This window comes from Pseudonocardia aurantiaca (assembly GCF_039526725.1).
Lineage (GTDB): Bacteria > Actinomycetota > Actinomycetes > Mycobacteriales > Pseudonocardiaceae > Pseudonocardia > Pseudonocardia aurantiaca.
On the sequence record NZ_BAAAJG010000027.1, the window covers coordinates 1 to 26496 of the forward strand.

23 protein-coding genes and 1 pseudogene are annotated in these 26496 nt (G+C 70.4%); 15 read left to right on the forward strand and 9 right to left on the reverse strand.

Annotated features, from left to right (window positions below):
• Positions 1–48: 48 nt before the first annotated feature.
• From ABD143_RS32955 to ABD143_RS32965, 3 genes and pseudogenes are all read left to right on the forward strand, one after another.
• A pseudogene (locus ABD143_RS32955) lies at positions 49–315 on the forward strand (ATP-binding cassette domain-containing protein); the annotation flags it as partial.
• A gap of 264 nt (positions 316–579) precedes the next feature.
• Positions 580–2175, forward strand: coding sequence for an efflux RND transporter periplasmic adaptor subunit (locus tag ABD143_RS32960; protein WP_343985897.1), 1596 nt, complete (start codon positions 580–582; stop codon positions 2173–2175).
• A 380-nt stretch (positions 2176–2555) separates the two neighbouring features.
• Positions 2556–3212, forward strand: coding sequence for a LuxR C-terminal-related transcriptional regulator (locus tag ABD143_RS32965; protein WP_343985900.1), 657 nt, complete (start codon positions 2556–2558; stop codon positions 3210–3212).
• 660 nt (positions 3213–3872) lie between these two features.
• Here the strand turns inward: ABD143_RS32965 and ABD143_RS32970 are convergent.
• On the reverse strand, positions 3873–4436 hold the full coding sequence (locus tag ABD143_RS32970) for an Hsp20/alpha crystallin family protein (RefSeq protein ID WP_343985904.1): 564 nt from the start codon (positions 4434–4436) through the stop codon (positions 3873–3875).
• A gap of 638 nt (positions 4437–5074) precedes the next feature.
• Between ABD143_RS32970 and ABD143_RS32975 the strand changes: the two genes are divergently transcribed.
• Together ABD143_RS32975 and ABD143_RS32980 are read left to right on the forward strand one after the other, a co-directional pair.
• The gene (locus ABD143_RS32975; protein ID WP_343985907.1) at positions 5075–5284 is read left to right on the forward strand and encodes a hypothetical protein; all 210 of its coding nucleotides are present in this window, start codon (positions 5075–5077) and stop codon (positions 5282–5284) included.
• A gap of 388 nt (positions 5285–5672) precedes the next feature.
• Positions 5673–5903 (forward strand): hypothetical protein, encoded by a 231-nt coding sequence (locus ABD143_RS32980; RefSeq protein ID WP_343985910.1) that lies wholly within the window; start codon positions 5673–5675, stop codon positions 5901–5903.
• Positions 5904–6741: 838 nt separating this feature from the next.
• On the opposite strand, the gene ABD143_RS32985 is transcribed toward ABD143_RS32980, so the two are convergent.
• Positions 6742–7197, reverse strand: coding sequence for a carboxymuconolactone decarboxylase family protein (locus ABD143_RS32985; RefSeq protein WP_343985912.1), 456 nt, complete (start codon positions 7195–7197; stop codon positions 6742–6744).
• Positions 7198–7272: 75 nt separating this feature from the next.
• Here ABD143_RS32985 and ABD143_RS32990 point away from each other — a divergent pair, with 75 nt between their 5' ends.
• The 8 genes from ABD143_RS32990 to ABD143_RS33025 all read left to right on the forward strand — a co-directional run bounded on the left by ABD143_RS32990 (position 7273) and on the right by ABD143_RS33025 (position 16252).
• A complete protein-coding gene (locus ABD143_RS32990; RefSeq protein WP_343985915.1) occupies positions 7273–8139 on the forward strand; it encodes a sigma-70 family RNA polymerase sigma factor in 867 nt (288 codons plus the stop codon).
• Between the two features lie 441 nt (positions 8140–8580).
• Entirely contained in the window at positions 8581–8955 is a 375-nt protein-coding gene (locus tag ABD143_RS32995; protein ID WP_343985918.1) for a DUF2267 domain-containing protein, read from the forward strand.
• A gap of 202 nt (positions 8956–9157) precedes the next feature.
• Positions 9158–11077: an HlyD family efflux transporter periplasmic adaptor subunit gene (locus ABD143_RS33000; RefSeq protein ID WP_343985921.1), complete on the forward strand. Its 1920-nt coding sequence runs from the start codon at positions 9158–9160 to the stop codon at positions 11075–11077.
• On the forward strand, positions 11074–11823 hold the full coding sequence (locus ABD143_RS33005) for an ABC transporter ATP-binding protein (protein WP_343985924.1): 750 nt from the start codon (positions 11074–11076) through the stop codon (positions 11821–11823). Before ABD143_RS33000 ends, ABD143_RS33005 begins: the two co-directional genes overlap by 4 nt.
• Positions 11820–13232 (forward strand): ABC transporter permease, encoded by a 1413-nt coding sequence (locus tag ABD143_RS33010; protein WP_343985927.1) that lies wholly within the window; start codon positions 11820–11822, stop codon positions 13230–13232. Before ABD143_RS33005 ends, ABD143_RS33010 begins: the two co-directional genes overlap by 4 nt.
• 48 nt (positions 13233–13280) lie before the next feature.
• Complete coding sequence (locus ABD143_RS33015; RefSeq protein WP_343985930.1) at positions 13281–13943, forward strand: hypothetical protein; 663 nt, start codon at positions 13281–13283, stop codon at positions 13941–13943.
• 168 nt (positions 13944–14111) lie between these two features.
• A complete protein-coding gene (locus ABD143_RS33020) occupies positions 14112–14813 on the forward strand; it encodes a response regulator transcription factor (RefSeq protein WP_343985933.1) in 702 nt (233 codons plus the stop codon).
• 2 nt (positions 14814–14815) lie between these two features.
• The gene (locus tag ABD143_RS33025; RefSeq protein WP_343985936.1) at positions 14816–16252 is read left to right on the forward strand and encodes a sensor histidine kinase; all 1437 of its coding nucleotides are present in this window, start codon (positions 14816–14818) and stop codon (positions 16250–16252) included.
• A 200-nt stretch (positions 16253–16452) separates the two neighbouring features.
• On the opposite strand, the gene ABD143_RS33030 is transcribed toward ABD143_RS33025, so the two are convergent.
• Positions 16453–17091: an HD domain-containing protein gene (locus tag ABD143_RS33030; protein WP_343985939.1), complete on the reverse strand. Its 639-nt coding sequence runs from the start codon at positions 17089–17091 to the stop codon at positions 16453–16455.
• A 703-nt stretch (positions 17092–17794) separates the two neighbouring features.
• On the opposite strand from ABD143_RS33030, the gene ABD143_RS33035 reads away from it, so the two are divergent.
• A complete protein-coding gene (locus ABD143_RS33035; RefSeq protein WP_343985942.1) occupies positions 17795–19354 on the forward strand; it encodes a sensor histidine kinase in 1560 nt (519 codons plus the stop codon).
• Positions 19355–19382: 28 nt separating this feature from the next.
• Here ABD143_RS33035 and ABD143_RS33040 read toward each other — a convergent pair whose 3' ends face one another.
• The 6 genes from ABD143_RS33040 to ABD143_RS33070 form a co-directional block, all read right to left on the reverse strand.
• A complete protein-coding gene (locus ABD143_RS33040) occupies positions 19383–20555 on the reverse strand; it encodes a protein kinase domain-containing protein (protein WP_343985945.1) in 1173 nt (390 codons plus the stop codon).
• Positions 20556–20814: 259 nt separating this feature from the next.
• Positions 20815–21768: a glycine betaine ABC transporter substrate-binding protein gene (locus ABD143_RS33045; RefSeq protein ID WP_343985948.1), complete on the reverse strand. Its 954-nt coding sequence runs from the start codon at positions 21766–21768 to the stop codon at positions 20815–20817.
• Between the two features lie 45 nt (positions 21769–21813).
• Positions 21814–22590 carry an ABC transporter permease gene (locus ABD143_RS33050; RefSeq protein WP_343985952.1) on the reverse strand — a complete coding sequence of 259 codons (777 nt, stop codon included), beginning with the start codon at positions 22588–22590 and terminating at the stop codon, positions 21814–21816.
• Positions 22587–23600, reverse strand: coding sequence for an ABC transporter ATP-binding protein (locus ABD143_RS33055; protein ID WP_379659926.1), 1014 nt, complete (start codon positions 23598–23600; stop codon positions 22587–22589). Before ABD143_RS33055 ends, ABD143_RS33050 begins: the two co-directional genes overlap by 4 nt.
• On the reverse strand, positions 23587–24804 hold the full coding sequence (locus ABD143_RS38400; RefSeq protein WP_417715284.1) for an ABC transporter permease: 1218 nt from the start codon (positions 24802–24804) through the stop codon (positions 23587–23589). Before ABD143_RS38400 ends, ABD143_RS33055 begins: the two co-directional genes overlap by 14 nt.
• Before the next feature lie 188 nt (positions 24805–24992).
• Positions 24993–25709 (reverse strand): molybdopterin-binding protein, encoded by a 717-nt coding sequence (locus ABD143_RS33070; protein WP_343985956.1) that lies wholly within the window; start codon positions 25707–25709, stop codon positions 24993–24995.
• Positions 25710–26109: 400 nt separating this feature from the next.
• On the opposite strand from ABD143_RS33070, the gene ABD143_RS33075 reads away from it, so the two are divergent.
• Positions 26110–26496, forward strand: coding sequence for a YidH family protein (locus ABD143_RS33075; protein WP_343985959.1), 387 nt, complete (start codon positions 26110–26112; stop codon positions 26494–26496).

Here is a 26496-nt window from a genome sequence, read left to right on the forward strand (position 1 = left end):
TGATCAGGCTCGATGGAGTCGTGAAGAGATACCGCATGGGCGACTCGGAGGTGCCGCAAGATCGGCCTGGTCTCCCAGTGCCACAACCTGCTGCCAAGGACGACGGCGCTCGCCAACGTAGAACTGCCGCTGCCGTACGGGCGGCAGCGCGGGCGCTGCTCGCGCGCACTCCTCGCGCTCGGGCAGGTCGGCATCGCCGCTCGGGCGCACCACTTGCCCAGCCAGCTCTCGGGTGGACAGCAGCAGCGGGTCGCCATAGCCGGCGCGCTGGTCACCCGCCCGACGATGCTGCTGGCCGACGAGCCGACCGGGAACCGCCGCAAGGCGATCCTCAAACAGTTCCTCTCGAATCCATCATGCTGTGCGGATTCGGCGGCCTGGTCGGCGTTCCGATCGGCGCCGGTCTGTCCCTGCTCGGCGAGCAATTCAGCACCGCGTTCGGGAATTTCGCACCACCCCGGCTCTCCGCCGGATCGGTGATCGTCGCTTTCACGGTGAGTCTCGGCATCGGCGGGTTCTTCGGCGCATACCCCGCGAATCGCGCCGCTCGGCTCCGCCCATCGAAGCGTTGAGGTACGAATGACGAAAAGCCGTACGACGCCCCGTGCGACCATCCAGCTGCGGGGCCCGTCCGCGTCGGGCGCACGGCGCGCGGTCGCCGCGTCTCGACGGGTGGGCGTGCTCACGCTGCCGGTGGTCATGCTGCTCGCCGCGTGCACCGTCGAGGAGCCCGCGCTGCTGACGGTGCAGGTGACCCGCACCAGCGTGACGTCCACGGTCACCGCGACCGGGTCGTTGCGGGCGATCAGCGAGCAGAAGCTCGGCCTCGTCGACGCCGGCAAGCTCGTCGAGCTGAACGTGACCGTCGGACAGCAGGTCGAGCCCGGGCAGGTCCTGGCCCGGATCGACGACTTCGACGCCTTCCAGGAGCTGGAGTCGGCCATCGGGCAGCTGGCGGGGGAGCAGGCCGCGCTCGCCCGCGCCCGCGAGGGTCACCACGTGGACGCTGTCGCGGACGACGTGGAACACGCCAGGAGGGTGCTCCGCGCCACCGAGGAGCGGGCGGAGGCGATCGACAAAGCGAACGCGTCGGCCGTCCACGAGGCCGAGCGCCGGCTCGGGCTCGACGAGGAGATCCTCGAGGAGGCGAAGGCCGGCGCGGACCACTGCGACGACGACACCTCGCGCGGGGCCGGGCGCGAGGGCGAGGCCGGGGCCGGGGACTGGGGCGTCGTCGTTCCCGCGTCCGCCAGGTGCGAGCGCACGGACGAGTCGGACCCCGAGGTGCAGGCGGCCGAGCGCCAGGTCCGCGCCAGCAAGGCCGCGCTGGCCCAGGCGGGGGAGAAGGAACGCGTCGACCACACCCAGCACGAGCTCGCCATCGCGAACGCGCGGCGCGACCTGGGGGCCGCGGAGAACGAGGCCGAGGCCGTCCGGGGTGAGCGTCCGCGCATCATCGACGAGCGGGCGGCGGTCGTCGGCCAGATGCAGGCCGAAGTGGACCGCGCTCAGCGGGCGCGAGACGAGACCGTCCTCCGCAGCCCCGTCGGGGGCAAGGTCGCGACCATCAACGGCGTGGTCGGCGAGCTCATCGGCGCCGGTTCGGGCACCACCGCGCTCGCGCCGGGCGGCACTGTCCCGCTGCCCGACACGAACACGGGCGTGTCCAGCGCCGAGTCCGGGGGCGGCGCCGGCGGCGGGCCAGGGGGATCGGCGTTCATCGTGCTCGACAACGTCAACACGTTCCAGATGGTCGCCCCGTTCGCGGAGGCCGACGCCGCCCGCCTCGAGCTGCACCAGCAGGTCGAGGTGACTTTCGACGCCGTGCCCGATCTCGTCCGGGTCGGCACCGTCATCAGCATCGCGCCAACCGGGAGAGACATCCAGGGCGTGATGAGCTACGACGCGACGATCGTCCTCGACGAGCTCGATCCGCGACTGGAGGACGGCCAGACCGCGGCGGTCCAGGTCGTGGTCGACAAGCGCGACGACGTACTCGTGGTGCCCAACGCGGCGCTCCTGCAGAGCGGCCAGACCGGGGTGGTCACCGTGGTGGACCGGGACGGGGCGCACCGGCAGGTGCAGGTTGAACTCGGCCTCGCGGGCGACAGCGTCACCCAGGTCATCTCCGGGCTCGAGAAGGGCCAGGAGGTCGTCGTCGCCCAGCCGGAGTGACGCCGGATGGTCGCCGACTCGCCGTTCGTGTGCGACGTCGTCCCGGTACCTTCTCGATCAAGCCCGGCTCCTGTATCGGCGTCGGTGTGCGTCCGGCCGTGGGACGGCATCGGTTTTTGGCAGGGTGGCACCAAAGACTGCTGAGTCGCTTGGCCGTGACCGGAGAAGATCTCTCTCATCGCATCGCCCATCCGTGCGTGAGACGCAGGCTCTGCGATTCTGTGACTGGCTGTCACGAGTCCTCGGTCGCAGTTTACTTCGGTCACACCTTTGGTCGGTTGTAGCTTCGGATTGCTGACGTGCCGGGTCGCAGCTCGTTGATGGAACGAAACACCTAGTACAGCTGGCTTAGGGAAGAAGTAGTGGGAGGCAACGGCTCCATGGGTTCGATCCTCATCTGTGATGATCGCCGGGCTGCTCGGGAAAGCATGACACGAGCGATGTCCGCGGTGGCGGGAGTGCTGCAGATCGAGTGCGTGGCCGACGGGGATGATCTGTTGGAACGGTACTCGCGGCGACCTGGCCGGTTGGTGATGATCGGTGTCCGCTCCGCCGGGCTTCTGGATCCGATGCCGGTGCTGCCGCCGCCGCGTCCTGAACTGCAGCGGCGTCATCGCGCCGAGCTGATCGTCCGGCAGTTGCTGGCTGCTTTTCCGCGGGCTGATGCGGTTTTGTTCGGCCGGCCGGATTGCGCGTCGGTCGTGGCGGCGGCCGTCGCAGCAGGTGCCCGGGGATATGTGCGGTGGGATGGTCAGCGCCTGGACGGTGGGGAGTCGGCGACGTCGGGATGGTTGCAGCCGCAAACTGCAGGCGGTGCGGCAAATCGCGCCGGGGCGGATGGGATCAAGCTGACCGAGCGTGAGCTTCAGGTGCTGCGCGGTATGACCCGAGGTTTGAGCAACGGTGAGATCGCGCGGGAGTTGCATCTGTCGGAGGACACCGTCAAGACACACGCCCGGCGGCTGTTCCGGAAGCTGGGAGCCGGCTGCCGCGCTCACGCCGTGGCGCACGGCCTGCGCCTTGGCCTCGTTTCCTGAGCACGAACGGACCCGGCCGACGCCTACGGCGGACGACGGTTCAGGACAGCTGAGGACCAGCCGGATCGCCGGGTTTTGCCCCCCGGCGCGGTCCCGGTCGAGCCCAGCATCTCCACCGGGTGCCCCGCGACCGAGGCAGGCCTGCGGGTGTCGCGGCGAGCGGCGGCGCAGCAGACCCGCCGGCAGTCAGTCGGGGAGGCCGAGCTCGTAGTGATCGCGACGCAGGTTCTGGACGAAAGGAAGACCCATTGCCCGGCCTGGAAGGTGCTTTTGACTGGCAGCGATAGAGACTTCAACAATCCCTATCTTCGCTGGTCAGCAGCACCCCGTACCGCACGGGGGCATCGGCCGCAGGCCGTAACCCCGCGGCCAACAGCGGCCCCCCGACCGCGATCCGCATCGCGGCGCCGGTGGCAGGACATCTTCCTCGCACACCACCTCCGCGACTGACATCCCATTCGCCGCAGCGGGGTCTGCCTCGCCAGCGTCGCGGAGTTCGACGAGCAATGGCTCGTGCAGGGCCGGCGGGTCGTGTCTCTCAGCCGCTGCAGCAGCGAGCCGTCTCCGGGGGCTCCGAGCGTCGTTCAGGATGGCCAGGGCGAGGTCGGCCAAGTCGAAGCAGCGGCGCGGTCTTGGCCCGGCCGCCGCCGCAAGTTCGAGTCATCTCGTCGAACCTGCGCCACCTTCGGTGGTCCTCGCCGCCACTTGCTGCGGTTCCTGGTCACGGCTTTGGAGTTCGATTCGCCGAGGCTTGGCCTTCTCGGACACCGGGATGGTGAGGCACAGCTCGCCGCGGTCATATTCCGCGGTCATCCTGTCCGGATCCAGGCTGTCGGCGAGGAACACCTGCCGGGTGAAGATCCCGTAAGGCCGCTCATCGATGATCACCTCGTCGCCCTCCTGGTGGGCGGGACGCCGTTCCGCGCGGATTGTGGCGACGTTGCGCTCGACCGTGATCTCGAAGTCCTCGGGGCTGACGCCCGACAGGTCGAAGTAGGCGACGACCTGATCGCCCCTGCGGACGGCCGACATCGGAATCGGCCGGGGTTCCTGCCTCTCCCGCATCATCTGCTGTGTCAACCGATCAACGCCCGCGAACGGATCGAACCTCAACATTGACATCGGTGTCCTCCTACACTCACTGCTCACTCGCCGGGCTTGTTGCTGCTCTCTCGTCTGCATGCACACCGCCGTGGCGAGGCCCGTCTCGCCGAGATCCGCCAAACGGACGCCTCGCCGGGCCGCCGGCCGGCCAGTGCTCCGCCCCGGTCCGGGGGTGCAGATGCAATTGTTCAGAGGGGCCATTCCCCAAGCCTGGTCCCAGGGACGTGATATGGCGCCCCACAGGTCGACCTGTCGGGACCACCGGCCCGGCGCCCCAGCGGCTCACCCGGGGGCGCGTGCTGCTGGTTCGCCGGGCGGATGACTTGATCTTGGAGTTGCCGGGCGGGCGGATCGACGTGAGTGAGTCGGCCGTGTAGGCGGTGGGTGCGCCGCCGGATGCGCGACGCCGTGTCCCACCCGGGCCGTGCGTATTTGACTGAATCGTCCGCATTTGGATTGTTGCGGGGTGTGTTTGGCCGGCACCGGCGGCTGGTTGTTTCCTAGCTGTTGGTGCGGTCGTGGGGTATATGTCACAGAATTGTCGGGTACCGTTAACGAGCGCGGTGACGACGTGGTGCCGGGGGCGCGTGGGCTTCGTGGCCGGGCGCAGCCGGCGAGCCCGGTGGGGCGGTTAGTGAGCAGCCAGCTCGGGCAGCAATGGCACCTGCCGCAGGCCCGCCAGGACGCTGCCTTGTTTGTCCCGCGCTCGGCGGCGGTGCTGGGGGAGGCGGCGCGGGTGTCGGCGCAGGCGCGGCTGCTTGGAATTCGAGTGGGTGGTGCTGATGGGTGATCGGATACAAGTTCAGCGGCTGCTGCAGAATCCGATGGGCGCCCCGGCGCCGCCCGGGGCCCGCGGGGATTTCGTCCGGGTCAGCGACGGCACACGCACGGTGTATCTGACCCCGGCCGAGTACGAGCGGGCGTCCGAGGCCGAGCTCCGCTACCTCCTGGCCCGCGGCACCATCTGACCCGGCACCGGGCCACGCGGACTTCGAACCTCCGGGTCCCTGCCTGCGCCGGGACGGTGTGACGTCGCGGGTCGGGGCTCGTGTCGCGGGCCCCGAGACGGTTGGCGGCCGAAGGGCCAGGCGTTCGCGTTCATGGGCAGCACGGTTGCGCCCGAGCAGGTAGCAGCGGCGAGGACGACGACGGTGCAGGACGGCGAGCCCGAGCCCGGGGATCACGCGCAGGCCATCGCGGAGCAGCGACTGGCCGCGGCCGTCCGGCAGATCCAGGCCGCGGGCGGCCAGGCCGACGGGGAGGTGGGCCCATCAGCACGCCGGCGCCACGACCAATTAACCAGAACGTCCCTGGGGCGCAGCGTCTGCACCGCCGCGGCCGGGTATCAACGGCACAGTGAGCATCGAAGCACCCACCCGAACCGCTGCACGGTCGGCTGCGATCGCCGACCTGCTCGACGCCCTCGAGGGCCTGACGATCCACTACGGTGCGCTGCCCGCGGCCGAATGCGCAGCCCGCCGGTCAGCCGACGCCGACCGCATCACGGGCGAGATCGCCCGCCACCTGCACACCGCCCGTCGCCGCATCTCCGCGGCCGACCCGGGTTCAGATACCCGCAACTTTTAAGATCGCAACCGCCTCGGCGGCTTGCGCACCTGCGCAGGGCGGCGAGGACCACCGAAGGTGGCGCGGGCTCAGGGCTGGAGCGCAGCACCGCTGGCGACCTATGAGATCCATGCGAGGTCTGCTGACCTCGCCCGCTCCCGGTGGGGGGTGGTGGGCGCAGGGCTGCGCGGGCGGTGGAAGCGCTGGTGGTCTGCCTTCGGCGGGGCATTTCGGCCCCTGAGCCTCGCACGGCCGCACTCGACGTCGAGGGCGATTCGCTGCGCTGCTCGTGGTGAAGTCCGCGAAGGCCCGACGGGCCGCCCTCGACGTCGAGCCTCCCCCGCCGCGCGCGCGTTCGACGGCGCGTGGAGGCTAGGCCTCGGGGACGAGCCGCCTGGTGCACGCAGCCCTCATCGGCACGGTGTTCGCGTGGATCGGGATGCTGTAGTGGGAGCCGGAGCCCGATCTGGCGTGTAACGGTCTGACTCGGCAAAGACGACATACCAGGGTAGACCCCCCTAACCCCCCGGTGGGGCCTCGGGCACACCCCCGCTAACCGGCGCCCCCGGCGAGCGGGGGTGTTTTCGCATATCCGGCGCCGGTCCGCCGACTGGTCAGGCCGCGGCTGGCATGCCGAGCGCTCGGCGGCCTCGACGTCGGCTCCCGCAGCGACGCAGGTGTAGCCCACGACCAGGCCAAACGACGCGCTGCGAGCCAGTGGATGGCGCCGTGCAGCCCGTCGACCTCGGCGGGGCTGGGCACGAGCTGAGTCTCGACCCCAAGGCTTCAGGCCGTGTCGCGTGGACGTGGATCGACGATCGCGATCCACGGTCCGCGGGACACGAAGCCTCACCCCGTCTCACCAGGCAGAGCCGGCCGGCTGCCGGGTCGCGGCGTTGAGCCGGTTCCAGACGTTGATCGCCGCGATCGACACCAGCAGCGACGAGAGCTCCGTCTCGTCGTAGTGGTCGGCAGCGTCGTCCCAGACGGCGTCGGGGACGGCGTCGGGCCGGTCCGCGAGCCGGGTCACGCACTCGGCGAGCGCGAGCGCGGCGCGTTCGGCGTCGCTGAAGTACGGCGACTCCCGCCACGCGCCGACGCCCCAGATCCGCTCGTCCTTCTCACCGGCGTCCTTGAGCTCTCTCGCGTGCATGTCCACGCACAGGCTGCAGCCGTTGATCTGGCTCACCCGCAGGTGGATCAGCTTGTGGGTCGTCTCGGGAACGGTGCCCGACTGCGCGGCCTTGCTCAGCGCGAGCATCGCCTTCATCGCGTCCGGCAGCACCTTCACGGGGTGGGTCATCCGAGCCTGCATCATTTCCTCCTGCTGTCACGTCCGCCCGTCCGGGCGGGTCATAGGGGTGACCCGCCGGATCGAGAGGATGTGACAGTGCAGGACGAGGAATTCTGGGCGGCGCAGTTCGAGGAGCACCGACCCCGCCTGCGGGCAGTGGCCTACCGGATGCTCGGCTCGGACGCCGAGGCCGAGGACGCGGTGCAGGAGACCTGGTTGCGGGTCTCGCGCGCGTCGGGCGACGACGTGGAGAACGTCGGCGGCTGGCTCACGACGATCGTCTCGCGGCAGTGCCTCAACATGCTGCGCTCGCGGGCGACGCGGCGCGAGGACCCGCTGGACGTGCGGGTGCCCGACCCGGTCGTGGAGTCCGGCGATGGGGTCGACCCGGCTGAGCAGGGCGTCCTCGCCGACTCCGTGGGCCTCGCGTTGCTGGTCGTGCTGGAGGCGCTCGACCCTCTGGAGCGGCTCGCGTTCGTGCTGCACGACATGTTCGCGGTGCCGTTCGAGGAGATCGCCCCGATGGTGCGGCGGACCCCGGCCGCGGCACGGCAGCTGGCCAGCCGGGCCCGGCGCCGGGTCCAGGGCGCAACGCCCGCCGGGCAGCCCGATCGCGCCCGGCAGCGCGAGATCGTCGACGCCTGGCTCGCGGCCGCACGCGGCGGTGACTTCGCGGGGCTGGTCGCGCTCCTGCACCCGGACGCTGTGCTGCGCGTCGACACCGGCGGCGCCGGCTCGAAGCTCGTGCGGGGCGCGGCCGAGGTTGCCGGGCAGGCGACGATGTACCGGGCAGCCGGGCTCCGCTCGCGGTTCGCGGTGGTCAACGGCGGCCCCGGCATCGTTTCCACGATCGACGGCCGACCGACGGCGGTGCTGGGGTTCACGGTCGCGGGCGGCCTGATCGTCGAGATCGACATCCTGGCCGACCCGCAACGGCTGGCGGCTCTCGACATCGCGCCCTGATCGCAGCGAAGATGGTCGGCCGGCGAGCGGGGTGGACGCGTATGTGTGTGCAGAGCCTGAGGCCACGTCCGGCCCGCCCCCGCCCGCTCCAGGCTCTGCACACACCGGCGCACCGGGCGCCGCCGCGAGATGGACATCAGAGCGATCCAACCAAGATCCAACAGCCCTGACGTGCACCTCACGGCCGGCCGGCGAGTGGGTGGACGCGTATATGTGTGCAGAGCCTGCGGCGCCCGGAGGGGTCGCCGACTGGTCATTCGGCTCGGCGCAGCACGACCACCGGGTTCTCCCGCTCGACCGTGGCCTCGTGGTCGGCGAAGAACGGTCTGGCCGGGCGGCTGGCCCGGCCGGCAATTGGACGGGTTGTCGTACTGCAAATCGGTAATCCCCATGCGGCGCAGGCAGGAAGCCCCTGCGGCGCCAGCACAGAGGAGGACCGGCGTGGAGGACAGGGAATTCATCCGGACCGTGGCGGAGCGATCGGGTCTGTCGCGCGAGGAAGCGGCGGATCTGACCAGGGCGACTCTGGCGGCCTTGGCCGAGCGGCTCAGCGCAGGCGAGACGCGTCACCTCGCGCGGCGGCTGCCCGAGGGGTTGAGCGAGTCCCTCGGCAGCGGAACCCGCGCCGCCGAGAAGTTCGGGCTCGACGAGTTCATCCGCCGCGTCAGCGCGCACACCGGGCTGACCGTCCCGGAGGCGACCGACGGCGTCCGCGCGGTGTTCACCACGCTGCACCAGGAACTCGGCGACGAGCAGTTCGACCATGTGCTGGCCCAGTTGCCCGGTGAATTCCGGGACCTGGCGGAGCTGGTCTGACGGTAGGCCCGTCGGAGAGCATCGGCGCACGCAGCTGGTTGGGCACCGCGCGAGCGAAAACGGCCTCTTGGGCCGCACTGCAGCGGTGGTCGGCCTGGTCACCGGCGTCCTCCGGCGGAACGCGGGCCGCGCCAGACATTGCCGACCCCCTCGCCTCCTCCCATTCTGTCGCCCGCTAAGGTCCGCATTCCGGCGGTGCGGAATGGGCATTCTCACAGCATTCCCACAGCTTTCTTTGAGGGAATTGCCAGGAACCCCGACGGGGCGTTTGTCCCGTTGGGTGCGGGTCGTGATGAAAGGACGTCATGCCGATGTGCGCGCTGCGGAAGGTGGGCGCCGCCCCATGAGCTCGATACTCGCGCGCCGCCCCTCGAAGCCCGGCATACCGCCGGCGCGGTCACGGCGGGCACGCCTGCGGGCGAGGTTCATCGCCATGCCGCCGCGCACGCGGTGGCTGAACCTCGGGCTGCTCCTGCTGCTGATACTCGCGATCGTGGCCGCGGTCCTGGTGATCCGGAACCCGGGTACGCCGGTACCGACCGTCCGCACTGCTGCGGTGACCCGCGGGAACGTGACGGCAGCCGTCACGGGCAGCGGCAACGCCGAGTCCTCGCTCAGCACACCAGTGAGCTTCCAGTCCTCCGGCACCGTCACCGCCGTGAACGTCAAGGCAGGGGACACGGTCACGGTCGGCGAGGTGCTGGCCACGATCGACAAGTCCAGCGCCGAGGCGGCCCAGCGGACCGCCCAGGCCCAGCTCGACAGCGCCCAAGCCGCTCTGGCGCAGGCGCAGGCCGGGCCGACGGACGTGCAGAAGCAGCAGGACCAGCTCGCGATCACCCAGGCCCAGCAGGCCGTCGACAACGCTCAGGCCGCGGTGACGGCGTCGGAGAAGCAGCTCGAGAACGACAAGGCGTCCACGCAGACCGCGATCGACAGCGCGAAGACACAGAAAGCCAATGACCAGAAGTCGACCGGCACTGCGGTCACCAACGCCGAGAAGAAGCTCGCGACTGACACGACCACTCAGAACTCCCTGGTGAGTCAGGCCCAAGCCAACGAGAAGACAGCGTGTGAAACCGACAGCTCCGCGTCCGGTTGCACATCGGCCAAGCAGGCCACCCAGAACGCGAAGAACACGCGATCCTCCGTGCTGCAGGCCGACCAGCAGGCTGTCACCACGGCCAAGCAGACGCAGAACGCGACGCTCGACCACGACGACCAGGCCGTCACGACGGCGGAGCAAACGCGGTCGGCGACCCTGTTGGCCGGTGAGACGACCATCGCGAACAACAAGCAGGCCGTCACCACCGCCCAGGGCAACCTCACCGCGGCCCAACTCGCCGCCGAGGCGAACCTCCACCCACAGACCCCCGACCAGATCGCTCAGGCCCAGGCCAGCGCGGACAGCGCACGGGTCTCGCTCGACACGGCCCGCCTCGGCGTCGAGCAGACGGAGCTCCGGGCGCCTCAGGCCGGAGTCGTGCTGGCGGTCAATGGCAAGGTCGGCGAGTCCAGCAGCGGGTCGAGCGCGAGCAGCGCCGGCAGCTCGGCCACGTCCACCTCGGGCGGCGCGAGTTCCAGCACGGCCGCCGCTGCGTCGGCGACCTCAGCAGGCGACGGGTTCGTTGTCATTGCCAATCTCACCGCGCTCTCGGTGACGGCGAACATCCCCGAGGCGGACGCGGCGAGGCTCCAACTCGGCCAGCAGGCGACGATCACCTTCCCCGGAACGAGCACCAGCACAACGGGGTCGGTCACCCAGATCACGCCGCAGAGCACCGTGACGAACAACGTTGTGCTCTACCCGGTCACGATCTCCCTGGACACAGCGCCGCCCGGCGTCGGCGTGGGCTCCACGGCGAGCCTCTCGATCACCACCGGGACGGCCGACAACGTCCTGATGGCGCCGACACAGGCGGTCACCACGACCGGCGCCGGGCACACCGTCACGGTTCGCCGGAACGGGGTGAACACAGTCGTCCCCGTGCAGATCGGGGTCTCCGGTACCTCGACGACCGAGATCACCAGCGGCGTGGCCGAGGGCGATGAGCTGGTGCTGCCGTCGGCGACGCCGACGACTGGCGCCGGCGCCGGCTTCCCCGGGACCGGTGGGAGGTGACCCGGCCGGTCATCGAGCTGCGGTCGGTCTCCAAGCTCTACGGCGACGAGGACACGATCGTGCGCGCCGTCGACGGAGTCGACCTCGTCGTGGAGCGCGGCGACTATGTCGCCGTCATGGGCACGTCGGGCTCCGGAAAGTCCACCCTGATGAACATCATCGGTTGCCTCGACTCCCCGACACATGGCCGCTACGTGCTCGACGGGGTGGACACCCGGCGGCTCGACGAACGGCAGCAGGCCCTGATCCGGAACCGGAAGATCGGGTTCATCTTTCAGTCGTTCAACCTGATCCCGCGCACGCCCGCGGTGAGCAATGTCGAGTTGCCCATGGCCTACGCCGGGGTACGGGCAGCTGATCGACGACGCCGGGCGTTGCTCGCGCTGGAGCAGGTCGGACTGGCCGAACGTACCGATCACCGACCGTCGCAGCTGTCCGGCGGACAGCAGCAGCGTGTGGCGATCGCCCGTGCGATCGTCACGAACCCCGTCCTGTTGCTGGCCGACGAACCGACCGGGGCCCTCGACAGCCGCAGCACGGCCGAGGTGCTCGCCCTGTTCGACGACCTGAACGCGGCAGGCCGGACGGTTGTGGTGATCACCCATGAGGAGGAGGTGGCCCACCACGCCAAACGCGTACTCCGGATGCAGGACGGCCGGATCTTGTCCGACGAGCGCGTTGCTCCGGTACTCGGCCCGCCGCCACAGCGGCTCGCCGCGCGGGCGAGCGGGGCGGCCGCGTCGTGAACCTGCGGCAGAGCCTGCAGTTCGCGGTCACCGGGGTGCTCGCGAACCGGATGCGGTCGGCGCTGACGATGTCGGGGATCATCATCGGCGTCGCCGCGGTCATCATCCTCGTCGCGGCGGGTACCGGGGCGAGCGCCGCCACGACGTCGTCGATCAGCTCGCTGGGCAGCAACACCCTCAGGATCAGCCCCTCCACCTCGGCGGGTACGAGCGGCCGAACGGGTGGTGGGGGCGGTGGTGGCGGGGCATTTGGCGGCGGTGCTGCGGGGGGCGGAGTGGCCCGGGCCGGCGGAGGAGTGCCGGGTGGCGCGGGAGTGCCGGGTGGCGCGGGGGTACTGGGTGGCGGGGGAGGAGCGGGTGGAAGGGCGCCCGGCGGCTCGGCTGCGCCACCGGCAGCAGCCGACAACAGTACCGAGATCCGGCAGGCACAGCTGACCCTCGAGGACGCCCAGGCGCTCGTGGACCCGGAGCTTGCCCCGAGCGTGCTGTCGGTGGCTCCCGTCGTGTCTGCGACCTCGGTGACCGTCACCTACGCGGGCGCGTCCCACGCAGTCGGCACGTTCACCGGCACGTCCCCGAGCTACCTCGTCAACAACGACGACACGGTGCAGGCCGGCGCGCCGTACACCGACACCGACTACACCGAGCGCAACCGGGTGGCGCTGGTGGGGGCTACCGTCGCCACCGCTCTCATCGGCGGTGACGGGCTGGCACTCGTCGGCCAGATGGTGCAGTTCAACGGGGTGGCCTTCCAGGTGATCGGCGTCCTCACGGCCAAGGGTGCCAGCGGCCCGCAGGACCAGGACGATCGAGTGATCGCGCCGATGACCTCGGTGCAGGACACGCTCACCGGCTACGGGCCGCTCAACAGCATCTCGGTGAAAGCCGTGACCGCCGAAGCCGTGCCGGCGGCGACGAGCGAGGTCACGGCGATCCTGAACACCCGCCACGGCACGAGCACCGGCCGCGAGGACTTCTCGATCTCGAGCGCGACATCGATCCTGCAGGCGGTCTCTTCGATCACGTCGATCTTCACGTTGCTGCTCGGCGCAGTAGCAGGGATCTCATTGCTGGTCGGCGGGATCGGCGTCATGAACATCATGCTCGTGTCGGTCACCGAGCGGACCCGAGAAATCGGCATCCGAAAGGCAATCGGGGCGCAGAAGCCCGACATCGTTGGGCAGTTCCTGCTGGAGGCGTTGATTCTCTCGGTCTCGGGCGGCCTCATCGGCATCGTCATCGGAGTCGGTGTCGGCTCGCTCTCGATCGCCGGGTTCCAGCTCGTCGTCGCGCCCTTCTCGGTGGTCCTCGCTTTCCTGGTGTCGGTGGCGATCGGGCTGTTCTTCGGTCTGTACCCGGCGAACAAAGCTGCATCGCTGCGCCCGATCGAAGCGCTGCGTTACGAATGACTGCGCCCTCGTGACCCATTTATCGAGATCGTGACCGGAGCTGCTCGAATGATTACTCTCCCCGACGAGTCGGGCCCGCAGAGCCCTGCAGTTTCGCCTGCCGACGAGACCGTGGCGATGTCTGTCGTGTCCACGCCGGCTTCAAGCGCTGAACCTGTCACCGACGCGATACCGGCCGTCCCGCCGGCGGACACCGAGCGCCAGGCGGAGGAGCCCCCCGACGAGGGCCTCTTCGAGCAGGGTTGGGACAAACCCAAGCGGACCAGCAGGTTCACCATTGTGCTGGTCGCCGCCCTGCTGGTCGTGCTCGGGTTTGCCGGCGGCGCGCTGGCGGAGCAGAGCGTCGGCGCCGCTCCCGCAGCCGGCGCGCCGCAGGTGGGGGCAGCCGCGGGTGCGGGCGCCCGCCGAAGCGGTCAGGGAGCTCCACCGACGGGCCTCGGCGCCAGCCCCGCGAACGGGACGCCGGCCGCGCCTGGAGCGGCAGGTCCGGGGGCCGCGCCACCGACCGCGACGGGGACCATCCGATCGATCGACGGCAACACCCTGGCGCTCACCGATGACGCCGGGGCGGCAGTCACGGTGTCCGTGTCGGACAGCGCGTCCGTCACCACCAGGGGGTTGGGCAGCCTCGCCGTAGGCACGTCGGTGTCCGTCGTCGGAAGCAAAGGTCCCGACGGCAGCATCATGGCGACCAGCGTGACCGCCCGATAGCCGGCTGGTCGCAGGCTCCGCGACCGCACGACGACGTGCGCTCCGCACTTCTGGGCGCCGGCCGGGTTCACAGGCTCTTGCCAGCTCTCTCCCAGCTTGTCGGCGTCCAGCCGTGCCAGCCTTCGGCTTGATCGACGGTTGAGCAGAGCCTGCGAGGAGTGGTGGTTGGTGACAGCGAGCGACGGACCGCGCCTGCTTGTCGTGGACGACGAGCCGAACATCCTGGAACTGCTGTCGGCGAGTTTGCGGTTCGCCGGCTTCACCGTGGAGACGGCGCCGGGCGGATCGGAGGCGCTCACCACCGTCCGGAGTTTTCGACCGGACCTCCTGCTGCTCGACGTGATGATGCCGGACCTGACAGGCTTCGAACTGGTGGAGCGCCTGCGCGCCGACGGCGTGCTCGCCCCCGTCATCTTCCTGACGGCTCGGCACGACACCGCCGACAAGATCGCCGGACTCGCTCTCGGTGGCGACGACTACGTGACGAAGCCGTTCAGCCTCGAGGAGGTGATCGCACGTATTCGGGCGCTGCTGCGTCGGTCCGGGATATGGGGAGGTTCGGGAGCCTCGGAGCGGCTGTTATTTGCGGACTTGGAGCTCGACGAGTCGAGCCATGAGGTCCGCAAGGGCGGCGAGCCGGTTGCGCTTTCACCGACCGAGTTCAAGCTGCTGCGCTACCTCATGCTCAATGCGGGAAAGGTCTTGAGCAGGGGGCAGATCCTCGAGCATGTCTGGAGTCCCGACTACGCCGGAGACGCCGGGGTCGTCGAATCCTACGTGTCGTATTTGCGTCGAAAGGTGGACCGCGCCGAGCCACGACTGCTGCATACGGTGCGTGGGGTCGGTTACATGCTTCGCCGTCCTCGCTGAAAGTGGCAGCCCTGTCCCTGCGCGCCGGCCTGGTGCTGGCGCTCGTGGCACTGGTGGCGTTGGGGCTAGCGGGTGCGGGTGCGGCCTCCACCGCCGCGCTGAGCAGTTACATGGTGGGTGAGCTCGATCAGCACCTCACCGGGCTCGGGAGGAACGTGGTCACCCGCGGACTGCCGGCCCGGCTCGTTCCGCCGAACGCGCCACCGCCGGCTCCGCTGCTACCAAGTACGTTCGTCCTGGTGGTCACCGACGGGAGCGGCAACGCCGTCACCACGGTGGACACCCTCCTGTCGGGGGGCGATCCGGTGCCGGCGTTTCCGCATTGGGACGTCGAGACCGTGAGAGCCCACGGCGGTGAGCCGGTGTTCGTCGACTCGGTGGAGTCCGACGGGCCGCGGTGGAGACTGGTGGCGCTGCCGCTGGCAGACGGCTCGGGAAGCGTGCTCGTGGCGTCCAGCCTCAATGACGTCGATGCCACGCTGCGCCGACTCGCCCTACAGAGCGTTGTGATCGGGACGGCGGTCCTGCTGCTGGCCGCGGCGCTGGCGCACCGGGTCGTGCGGCGGAGCCTGCGTCCGTTGAGCGAGGTCGAGACCACCGCGGAGGCGATCGCCGCCGGCGAGTTCTCCCGCAGGGTGTCGGATGCTGATCCCCGCACGGAGGTGGGGCGGCTCGGCCGGGCCCTGAACGTGATGCTGGGCCGCATCGAGATGGCGCTGCACGTGCAGCGCCAGTCCGAGGCCTCCGCCCGCCGGTCCGAGGACCGCATGCGCCGGTTCGTCGCTGATGCAAGCCACGAGTTGCGGACCCCGCTCACGTCGATCCGGGGTTTCGCCGAGCTGTACCGCCAAGGCGCCGCGAGCGACGTCGGGCGGCTGATGGAGCGGATCGAGTCGGAGTCCGTGCGGATGGGTGTTCTCGTGAACGACCTGCTGATGCTCGCCCGCATGGACGAGGAACGTGTGCCGGTGCGTAATCCGGTCGATCTCGCCGGCCTCGCTGCCGACGCCGCGCACGACGCCCGGGCCGTCGAACCCGGCCGCCCGGTCCTGCTGGACGCACCGGAGTTCCTCGCGGTGTCCGGCGACGAACATCAACTCCGGCAGGTGCTGGCGAACCTGGTGGGCAACGCGCTGCACCACACGCCCTCCGCCACGACGGTCACCGTGAGGGTGCGGACAGAGGGCGCGGACGCGTTGATCGAGGTCATCGACGAAGGTCCGGGGCTGGGCCCCGAGCATGCCGACCGGATCTTCGAACGGTTCTACCGGGCCGACGCGTCCCGCAGCCGTGCCAGTGGCGGCTCCGGTCTCGGGCTGTCCATTGTCGCCGCCATCGCCGAAGGCCACGGCGGCAGAGCCGAGGTCGAGACCGCGCCCGGGAAGGGTGCTCTGTTCCGGGTGCGCATCCCTCGCTCTGCTGCGAGCCCTGCCGACTAGACCGGATTGCGATCGAGCTCACGGCTCGTCGAGCGTCGGTGCCGCGCCGAAGTCGGCCTGCACGCCGCCGAATCGCTTCCCCAGCCCGCGTACATCACACTGTGCACAGCACACAAGTGATGCGGGTTCCAACTTGGCTGAAGCAGGCCGACGGCGGAACTCAGGCGGTGGTGGGGTCCTCGGCTCAATTCCTGTCGATCTCACTCGGGCCAGGCCGAGCCGGTGATGATGTCCACGAAGTCCGCGCGGGTGAAGCCGGGCGCGAAGTGGGCGAGCACGTCGTCGTTCATGGTTCCGAAGGTGGTGTCGGGGCGGTCCTTCATTCCCTCGTAGAAGGCCTGCAGGATGTTGTTCTTGAAGTCCGGTCGTGGGTGTGCGGCCACGACGGCGGCGACCTCCTTCGCGGTGACCTGGTCGAGGTCCATCCCCAGCACGTCGGTCTCGACGCCGAGGCTGACCAGGGCTGTTTCGGGTTCGAGGTGGTTGGGGATGCCTGGGGTGGTGTGCAGGGCGATGCCCAGCCAGACGGCGCGGGCCTCGGCGGCGCTGCGGCCGTGGTCGAGCAGGAAGTCTCGCGCAAGGTCGGCGCCGTCGACTTCGAAGCGTTGGTCGGTGCGCCGGAAGGTCTCGGTCAGGCCGAGGTCGTGGAACATCGCGCCGACGTAGAGCAGTTCGGGGTCGGCCTCGATCTTGCGGTAGCGGCCCTTCAGGCTCGCGAACAGGAACACGCGGCGGGAGTGGTTGAACAACAGCGGGGCAGCGGCCTTGTGGACCAGTTCGGTGGCCTCGCGGGCCAGCTCGGTGTCGGGAATGTCGATCCCGGCGATCGTCTCGGTCATGTGCTGCACCTTTCACATAGGGTTTCGCGCCATGTCAAGCGTGTTCGCACCGCTGGGCATTCGCCGCATGTCCGAGGGCAGAGTCGGGCAGGCGGTTCTTCGAATTGCGCTGGGCGGGGCCGGCAGTGGATCGGGCCATCTCTAGGAAGCCGCCATGGATTTCAGCTCATCCGAGCATTGCCTTTGGCGGCCTGCGTGTCGTCACCGCTAGCCCGTATCGGCGGCCCTGGCCAGCCGGGATCCTCGTATACCTGCTAGCCGGGGTGCTGCTTGCCGGCGGTATGCTGCCTTCCGGCCGGCGACTGATGGCCGAGCAGCGCCGCCAGAAGGTCGTCTGTCCTGGAATATTCGAAGGAAATGGGACGTACAGAACAGAAGCGGCGTTATTGTCAGGTGATCTCAACGATCCTGACCCGCGTTGTCGTGGCGGCGGTAGACGGACAGGCAGGAACGGTTGGCCCTGACTGCCGCCCAGGCGCAGTCAGTTCAGCGACGACGACCAGGACACGCGGGTTGCCGATCGAGTCGGCGCCGTGTTTACCATTCGTCACTACCATGTCGTGCAGCCGGCTCGGGGTTGCTGGACTTCGCCCGTGCCGAGCACGCAATTCCGCTAGTCCTGGGCGCCGGCCGTCGCGGCCTGCCCGGTTGTTGACGGGACGGTCCGCGCTACCGACCGCTGGACGGGAAGGACGACCCCAACGTGCAGACCGTCCGTCCCGGGCCCGCCGCGAACCGACGACGGCTGCCTGCCCTGGGCGCGGGGGTCTCCCTGCGGCGCCGGCTCGCCGCGGCGCTGACCGGGCTGGTCGTTCTTCCACTGCTGACCCTCGGTTTGGCCCAGCTCCGCGGCATCCTGAACTTGCCCAGCCAGATGCTCTTCTACCTGCTCGCCGTGGTGGCGGTGGCGCTGGTCGGTGGGCTGGGTCCGGCGCTGGCCGCCGCGGTCGGGGCCGCGTTGTTGCTGGCCTACTACTTCATTCCGCCGGACAGCTTCGCCGTCGCCAATCTCAACGATGCGGTGGCCCTGGTCGCGTTCGTCCTCGTCGCCGGCGCGGTCAGCACGGTTGTCGGCCTGGCCGCACGCCGCACCCGCGAGGCCGAAATGCTCGCGGCCGCGAACGCCGCGAGCCGCGAGGACCTGCGCGTCCTCGCCGACGAGCAGGCCGCGTTGCGCCGCGTCGCCACGTTGGTCGCCCGCGGGCTGCCGCCGGCCGAGGTCTTCGCGGCCGTCGCGCAGGAGGCCAGCAGCGTCCTCGGGGCCGACGGCACAGTCATCGTTCGCCGCGATCCCGACGGCGCGGTGGCTCTCGTCGCGAGCGTCGGGGCACACCGCGCCGAGCTGCCGGTGGGGAGCCGCTGGAAGCTCGAGCCGCCCGTGGCCGTTGCGGTCGCATTGCGCACGGGCCGCCCGGCGCGCTGCGACGACTACCGCCACGCCCCCGGCGACTACGCGGAGGCTGTCCGCCGGATGGGATTCCGGTCGTCGGTCGCGGCGCCGATCGTCGTCGAGGGGCGGCTGTGGGGCGCGATCGCCATCGGGACCCGGCGCGCGCACCTTCCGGCCGACACCGAGGAGCGGATGGCAGGGTTCACCGAGCTCGTGGGCACCGCGGTCGCGAACGCCGACAGCCGCGCCGAGCTCACCGCCTCCCGGGCCCGGATCGTCGCCGCCGCCGACGACGCCCGCCGCCGGATCGAGCGCGACCTGCACGACGGCACCCAGCAGCGACTGGTCGCGCTCGGCCTCACGCTGCGCCTGGCCCAGGCCACCGTGCCCGCGGGACTGCCGGAGCTGCAGACCCAGATCGCTCAGGTCGCCGACGAGCTCGACGGGGTGATCGAGGAGCTGCGTGAGATCGCTCGCGGCATCCACCCGGGGATCCTGTCCGAGGGTGGGCTGGGCCCGGCCCTTCGCACCCTGGCCCGCCGCGCCGCGCTTCCCGTGGAACTCGACATTCACATCGACTCCCGGCACGCGGACCGGATCGAGGTGGCGGCCTACTACGTCGCGTCCGAGGCGCTCACCAACACCATCAAACACGCCCGCGCCTCACACGCCCACATCACCCTCGAACAACGCGACGCCCTCCTGCACCTCTCGATCCGCGACGACGGCGCTGGTGGCGCCGATCCTGCGGCCGGCTCCGGCCTGGTCGGCCTGCGCGACCGGGTCGAGGCCCTGGGCGGGGCGATCGGTGTCACCAGCCGGCCCGGGGAGGGGACGGCGATCGTCGTCGAGCTTCCACTGCAGCCCGACTGACCGGTCGACCCGCTCTGCGGATGCGGGATCAGAACTGCTTGCTCAGCCAGTCGGTGAACTGCTGCCACAGGCTCTGCGCGTCGTTGCTGACGGAGTCCGGCACCGTCGGGATGTTCGGCAGGTCGGGCAGGTTCGGCATGCTGGGGATGTCGGGAATCTTCGGGAGCTCGGGCAGCTGGGGCGCCTGGAAGGTCGGCACTGCAGGAAGTGCGGGGGCGTTGTTCCCCCCGTCGTCCGTGTTCTCCGCCGTGGTCGGCGGGGTGGTGGGCGCGGTCGGCTGCTGCCGGCTGCCGGAGTTCAGCAGGACGATGGCGGCGAGCACGGCGAGGAGCGTGAGCAGAGCGAGCACCCAGACCCAGGTGCGCCCCCGCTGTTCCGGCTCGGGCTGCTCGTCCTCGGTGAAGCCGCCGGCCAGTATGTCGTTGACCTGGCGGGCGGTCGGGCGGCGCGCCGGGTCGATGTCGGTCATCGCGACGAGCGCGTGGCGCAGCGGGTCGGACAGGTTGCGCGGCACCGCGGGCGGGTTCGTGAGGCGCGCGGCGGCGGCGTCGTGGCCCTCGCCGGGGTACTCGCGCCGGCCCGTCGCGGCCTCGAGCAGGACCAGCCCCAAGGCGTAGACGTCGGCCGGTGGCCCGACGTGTGCACCCCGTACCTGCTCCGGCGAGAGGTACGCGGTGCCGTGGGCGGGGCGGAGGGGGCCACTGACGAGCCCGGACACGCCGACGTTCGCCACGCGGATCCGTCCGTCCCGGTCGGTCACCAGGTTCGACGGCTGCAGGTCGCCGTGTACCACACCCTGCTCGTGGACGTAGGCGAGCACGTCGGCAACGTCGGCGCCGATCCTGGTGATCTCGTCGAGCGGCAGCCGCTCGCGAGTCAGGACGTCGTCCAGCGTCGGCCCCTCGACCAGCTGCGTCACCAGGTACGCGTGGTGGTTCTCGACCGCGAAGTCGTGCACGTCGACGAGGCCCGGGTGGTCCAGGTTCGCAAGGGTCCACGCGTCCTGGTGGATGCGCCGCGCGTCCTCGGGGTTGGTGCCCGGCGGCAGGATGTGCACCGCGACGGGGCGTTGCAGGCGCAGGTCGGTGGCCCGGTGCACGTCGGCGACGCCTGCACTGAGGCGGCCTTCCAGCCGGTACCGGCCGCCTAGCAGCCCGCCGCCCACCCCGTCGAGGACCCGGGTGACCGGCGGTTGACCCATCGGCGGTCGACCCATCGGCGGTCCGGCCATCGGCGGCCCGGCCATCGGCGGGCCGGTTCGGCGCGGCGGAACAGGACCATCAGGCGTCCGGTACCGGCGAGTGGCGTCCGTCCCGTCGTTGCGCTGCACGAGTCCTCCCCGGCTGACCGGCGCTGTGGAGCGTCACTCACCGTAGTGGGGCCGCGATTCCCTGACGCACCCACCCGCCGTCCTTGGCCTACGCCGCTTCGTCGCGGGGCAGGCAGGCGCATCTGGCGGATCAGGAGGAGAGGAAGCCCTTCTCGGTGAGCCACGCTTGCGCGACGTCGGCCGGGTCCTCACCGTCGGTGTCGACGCGGGAGTTGAGCTGCTGCATGGTCGCGGTGTCGAGTGCCGCGGCGACCGGGGCGAGGATCGACTCGATCTCCGGGTGCTCGGCCAGCGTCGTGTCGCGGGTGGTGACCGCCGCGTTGTAGATCGGGAAGAACTTCAGGTCGTCCTGCAGCACCACGAGGTCGAGGGCCTTGATGCGGCCGTCGGTGGTGAACACCTCGCCGAAGTTGCAGGTGTCACCCTGGGCGGTCTGCGTGTAGATCACGCCGGTGTCCAGCATCTTGACGTTGGCCGGCGGCACGTTGATGCCGTAGGCGGCGGTGAGCCCAGGCCACCCGTCGTCGCGGGTGGAGAACTCGCTCTCGATGCAGAACGTCGCGGCTGCCGGGTTGGTCTTCGCCAGCGCGGCGACCTCGGAGAGCTTCGTGACGCCCAGCTTCTCGGCCTCGGAGCGGCGGATCGCGAACGCGTAGGTGTTGTCGAGGGGCGCCCGGTTGAACCACGCGATCTTGTTCGTGCTCGCGTCCTGCTGCTTCACCTGGTCGAACAGCTGCGTGGGGTCGTTGACTACCGCGGTCTGCTGCAGGTAGCTCACCCAGGCCGTGCCGGTGTACTCCCAGTACAGGTCGATGTCGCCGCCCGTGAGTGCGTTGCGCGTCGTCACGGAGCCGGCGATGTTGGTCTTGTCGTTCACCGTCGCGCCGTTCGCCTCGAGCATCTGCATCGCCATCTGGCTCAGCAGGATGGACTCCGTGAAATCCTTCGACCCGATGGTCAGCGTGGTGCCGGCCAGCGGCTGGGCGGCGTCAGGGGTGGCACCCGGATCTGGGCCGGACCCGCACGCGGAGAGGCCGGTTGCGGCGGCGGCGGCGACGCCGAGGACGACGAGACGACGGAACATGAAGAGTCCTTCCGGGGAGGGGAGCGCGAGGAACGGAGTGGGCGCCTACAGGCCCCGTGGGCGCAGCCACAACTCGAGCAGGCCGCACAACCAGTCGAGGAAGAACGCGATCGCGCAGACAAGCACGCAACCGGTGATCAGCACGAGGTTCTTCTGCAGCTTGATCCCGTTGACGATCATGTCGCCGAGCCCGCCCGCGTTGACGAACGTGGCGAGGGTGGCGACCCCGACCGACAGCACGAGCGAGGTGCGGAACCCGGCGAGCACCACCGGCACGGCCAGCGGCAGCTCGACGGTGGTGAGGACCTGCCAGGGCCGAAGCCCCATCCCGCGGGCCGCTTCGACCAGCGCCGGATCGACGCCCTCCAGGCCTGCGACGACGTTGCGCAGCACCGGGAGCAGCGTCGTCACGATCAACCCGACCAGTGCGATCCGCACGCCGACGCCGAACAGGATCGTGAGCAGCACGATCAGCCCGATCGCCGGAACGGCCTGCCCCACGCTGACGATCGCGAGCACCTGCGGGGCGATCCGCTTGCCGAACCCGCGGGTGAGGGCGATGCCCAGGGCCACGGCAAGGATCAGGACGATCACGCCGGACACCACCGCCAGGTACACGTGCGCCAGCACGCTGGCGCGGATGTACTCGGCGTTGAGGGTGCGGGCCTCGATGCTGTCGAGGTTCGAGCTCCACACGACGAGCCACGTCGTCAGCAGCGCCAGCGCGATCAGCACCGGTGTGAGGACGAGCCCGGTGACGCGGTTGCGCAGCGTGGGCGGGACGAACGGGGTGGCCGGCGAGGCTTCGAGCGTCTCGCTCACGCCCCGCCGCCGATGGCCTCGAGCGCGTCGTTGCGGTGCAGGCAGTCGCGAAGGGTCGGGTAGTCGAGCAGGCCGACCGCCCGCCCGGTGCCGTCGACGACGGTGAGGTACTCGGCGCGGGATCGGTTCAGCGCGTCGAGCGCGTCGCGCAGAGAGTCCTCCGGCCGCACCGTCGGGCCGTCCGCATGACCGCCGCCCGCGGGAAGCAGGTCGGCCGCGGACACGGGCAGCAGGCCGAGGCTGCTCAGCGAGGGGGCGGTGCCGCAGAAGCTCGCGACGTAGTCGTCGGCGGGGGCACCGAGGATTGCGGACGGGGTGTCGAACTGCACGACACGCGACTGCGGCCCGAGCACGGCGATGCGGTCGCCCAGCCGCACGGCCTCGGTGAAGTCGTGTGTGACGAACACGATGGTCTTGCGGATCTCCTGCTGCAGGCGCAGGAACTCGACGTGCAGGTTCGCCCGGGTGATCGGGTCGGTCGCGCCGAACGGCTCGTCCATCAGCAGGACCGGCGGGTCCGCCGCGAGTGCCCGCACCACCCCCACCCGCTGCTGCTGCCCGCCTGACAGCTGCCGGGGGTAGCGGGACGCGAAGGTGGCGGGGTCGAGGTCGACCAGCGAGAGCAGCTCGTCGACCCGAGCGGCGATCTCCGGCTTGCTCCAGCCGAGCAGCTTCGGGATCAGCCCGATGTTCTGCGCGATCGTCATGTGCGGGAACAGCCCGATCTGCTGGATGACGTAGCCGATCCGGCGGCGCAGCGCGCTCGGGTCGAGCCCGCCGACGTCCTCGCCGCCGATCGTGATCGTCCCCGACGTCGGCTCGATCAGCCGGTTGATCATCTTCATCGTGGTGGTCTTGCCGCAGCCCGACGGACCGACGAAGGCGACGACCTCGCCCGCCTCGATCTCCATCGAGAAGTCGGCGACGGCGGGCAGCTCCATCGCCGGGTAACGCTTCGTGACGTTGCGCAGGGAGATCGGCTGCGCGGGCCGCGGCTCACTTCTGGACACGGACACCTCTCGAGGTCGTGAGGGCGGCGAGGACCATGAACATCCCGTCGATGAGCAGCGCGACCACGACGACGCCGAGCGTGCCCGCGAGTGCGTCGTTGAGCGCGTTGGCCGAGCCGAGACGGCTCAGCCCGGTGAAGATCCGGGCGCCGAGCCCCGGCCCGCCGACGAACGCGGCCAGCGCGGCGATCCCGATCGTGACCTGGGCCGCCACCCGGATGCCCGTGAGGATCACCGGCCAGGCCAGCGGGAGCTGGATCTGCCAGAGCACCCGGCCCGGCCCCAGCCCCATTCCCTCGGCGGCCTCCAGCATCGACCGGTCGACGCCGCGGAGCCCCGTGAGTGTGTTGCGCAGGATCGGCAGCAGGGCGTACAGCACCAGCGCGGTGAGGGCGGGCGGCCAGCCGAGACCGAGCAGCGGCAGCAACAGCCCCACCAGGGCCAGCGAAGGGATGGTGAAGATCGTGGACGCGACGGCGAGCGACGCCGCCGACGGTGCCCGCCGGTCCCGCACGAGCACACCGAGGACCAGGGAGATCACCGCCGCCAGCAGCACCGCGGCGAGCACGAGTGCGACGTGCTGCAGCGCTTCGACGAGCAGGTCGTCCGCGCGGGACTGCAGGTACCGCCAGAAGTTCACCGTGCGCCCTTCACGGCGTCGCCGCCGTTGCCCCGACGAAGTTGAAGCGACCCTCTTGCCGTTCGGCTGGCACGTCGATCTCCTCCTGATGGTGGAAGCAGTCTCCTCCGTTAGGACGGCGGCGCTCATCCGGCTGGGTGTCGCGTCGTTCACCCCTCCGGTCGCGACGTCCCGGTGAGGCCAGACCGAGGCGGTCCAGTTCACCGCCAGGTGGGCGAGAATGCGGTCGCAGCCGTCGGGCAGGTCGACCCCGCTGATCGCCTCGATGCGTTTGCAGAGACTGCTCCGGTGCACGTCGAGTGCCTGTGCGCGGCGCTGTTGGTCACCTGCGTTGTCGAGGAAGGCCTCGACGGTGTCGAGCAGTTCGTGGGGCGCCGAGGTGCAGCAGGTTGAACAGCGATGGGTCGGCGACCCCGTGCCGGCCCGCCAGGTCTTGTCGCCGAGCGCGCCGAGCAGCCGGGTCACGCACGTCGCCGGCGCCGACCGCGTCGGGTTGGCGATGCGCGAGTGGTCCCAGCTGCCGTCGAGCACCACCGAGCGTCCGAAGGCGGAGCTGAACTGCATCGGCACCGAGAGCGCGCCGCCGTGCTTCCGGGGGGTCGCAGCCGGCCTGGTGACGCGCGCCGGCTGTCAGGCGTGACGCCGCGCCGACCGGTTGCCCGCCGGGAACTGCCCGACGCACCCGGTCGGTCCGCAATCAACCGGCCTCAACGGACCGCGGGAAACGTCGGTGCGCGCCGGAGCGTACGTCCTCACGCGGCGCTCCGGCTGTGCCCGGAGCCGGTTGCCGACCGGAGGCGTGCCGGTCCGCGACGCACCGCGGACTCGACGTGCACGGGGTGGGCCAGCACCGAGTTGTACTGGTAGCCCAGCTCGTTCCACGGCGTGGAGTCCGGTTGGGTGTTGCCTCGGTCATCGGTGGCGCGTACCCGCAGGGTGTGTTCGCCGGGTTCCGGATCCCAGCTGAACTGCCAGCGCACCCACACCCCCGGCGTCCCTGTTGAGGCGATCGGCGCGTCCCGCCAGGGACCGTCGTCGATGCGGTAGGCGACCCGCGCGATCCGGTTCTCTCCCGCGAACGCTCGTCCCCGGATCATCTGCGGTTCCGCCCGCAGCCGCGCCGGCCAGGGCAGTTCGACCAGGCTTGCGACCTTGATCCCTGTGATGGCCGGACCACGCGCGTGCTCGTCCGCGGGGTGGTCCGGGCCGATCAGCACGTAGTCCTCGATCGGTTTGCGTACCCCGTTGCCCTCGACCTGCAGGGTCCAGGTGGCCGGAGTCAGGTGCGGAGTGGGCGCGTGGCTGCGGATGAAGAAGCGATCGGTCGGGGTGCGGAAGCCCGGCATCCGGTCCGGCCGGGTCCCGTAGTCCAGGCCCGTTCCGGTGTCCTCCATCAGCTCTGCGGGGGTGGGTTTGACGACCTTACGGTGGGCCGACGAGGCGGCTGCCGCGGCGGATCGCGTGTTCATCGAATCATCTCTCCTACCCACCCCCGGACGGACTTTGGTGACCATTCGGGCCGATGTGCGTCTGACGAGTCCTGGGAATTCCCATGGTCGTCTTCCGGCGGGCTGTTTTCGTCAGGGCTAACGCCTATCTGCGCTCCGGGTCAGCCGGGCCCGGTCCTACCGGCCACCTGCAAATATCTTGGTCCGGCTGCCCGCCCCCGGCTGCGCCGCTGCCGATAACGCGAGGTCAGCGCGGGCTCTCGGCCCGGCGCGGCGCCCGAGCGACTGCGACAGGGTCTCGAACGCACCGGCCCCCGGCGCCCTCGAGTGGCATCGTTGAGCGGAACCGATCGGGCATCCGGTTTCGAGTGGGTGCCCGGCTGCGGAACCCGCCGCGTCCCGCTGGAGACTCTGTGAGCTCATGAATCCGGCCGATGAGGAACGACAACACGAACCGGCCGCGGACGAACAGGAGCCGGACTACCGCTTCACGCTCGCCAACGAGCGCACCTTCCTCGCCTGGATCCGCACGGCGCTCGCGCTGATCGCGGGCGGCGTCGCGGTCGTCCAGCTGGTTCCGGCGTTCGGAGTTCCCGGCGTGCGGCAGTCCCTCGCCGTCGTGCTCACGGCAGGCGGTGGACTCCTGGCGGCGCTGGCTGTCCGGCGCTGGCAGCGGATCCAAGCCGCGATGCGCCTGGATGCCGACCTGCCGCCGACCCGGCTCCCGGTGCTGCTCGGCGGTGGCCTCCTGGCTGTGGCGATCCTGGTGCTCGTCGTGCACCTCGTGCCTCAGCCAGTGGGACCGTGA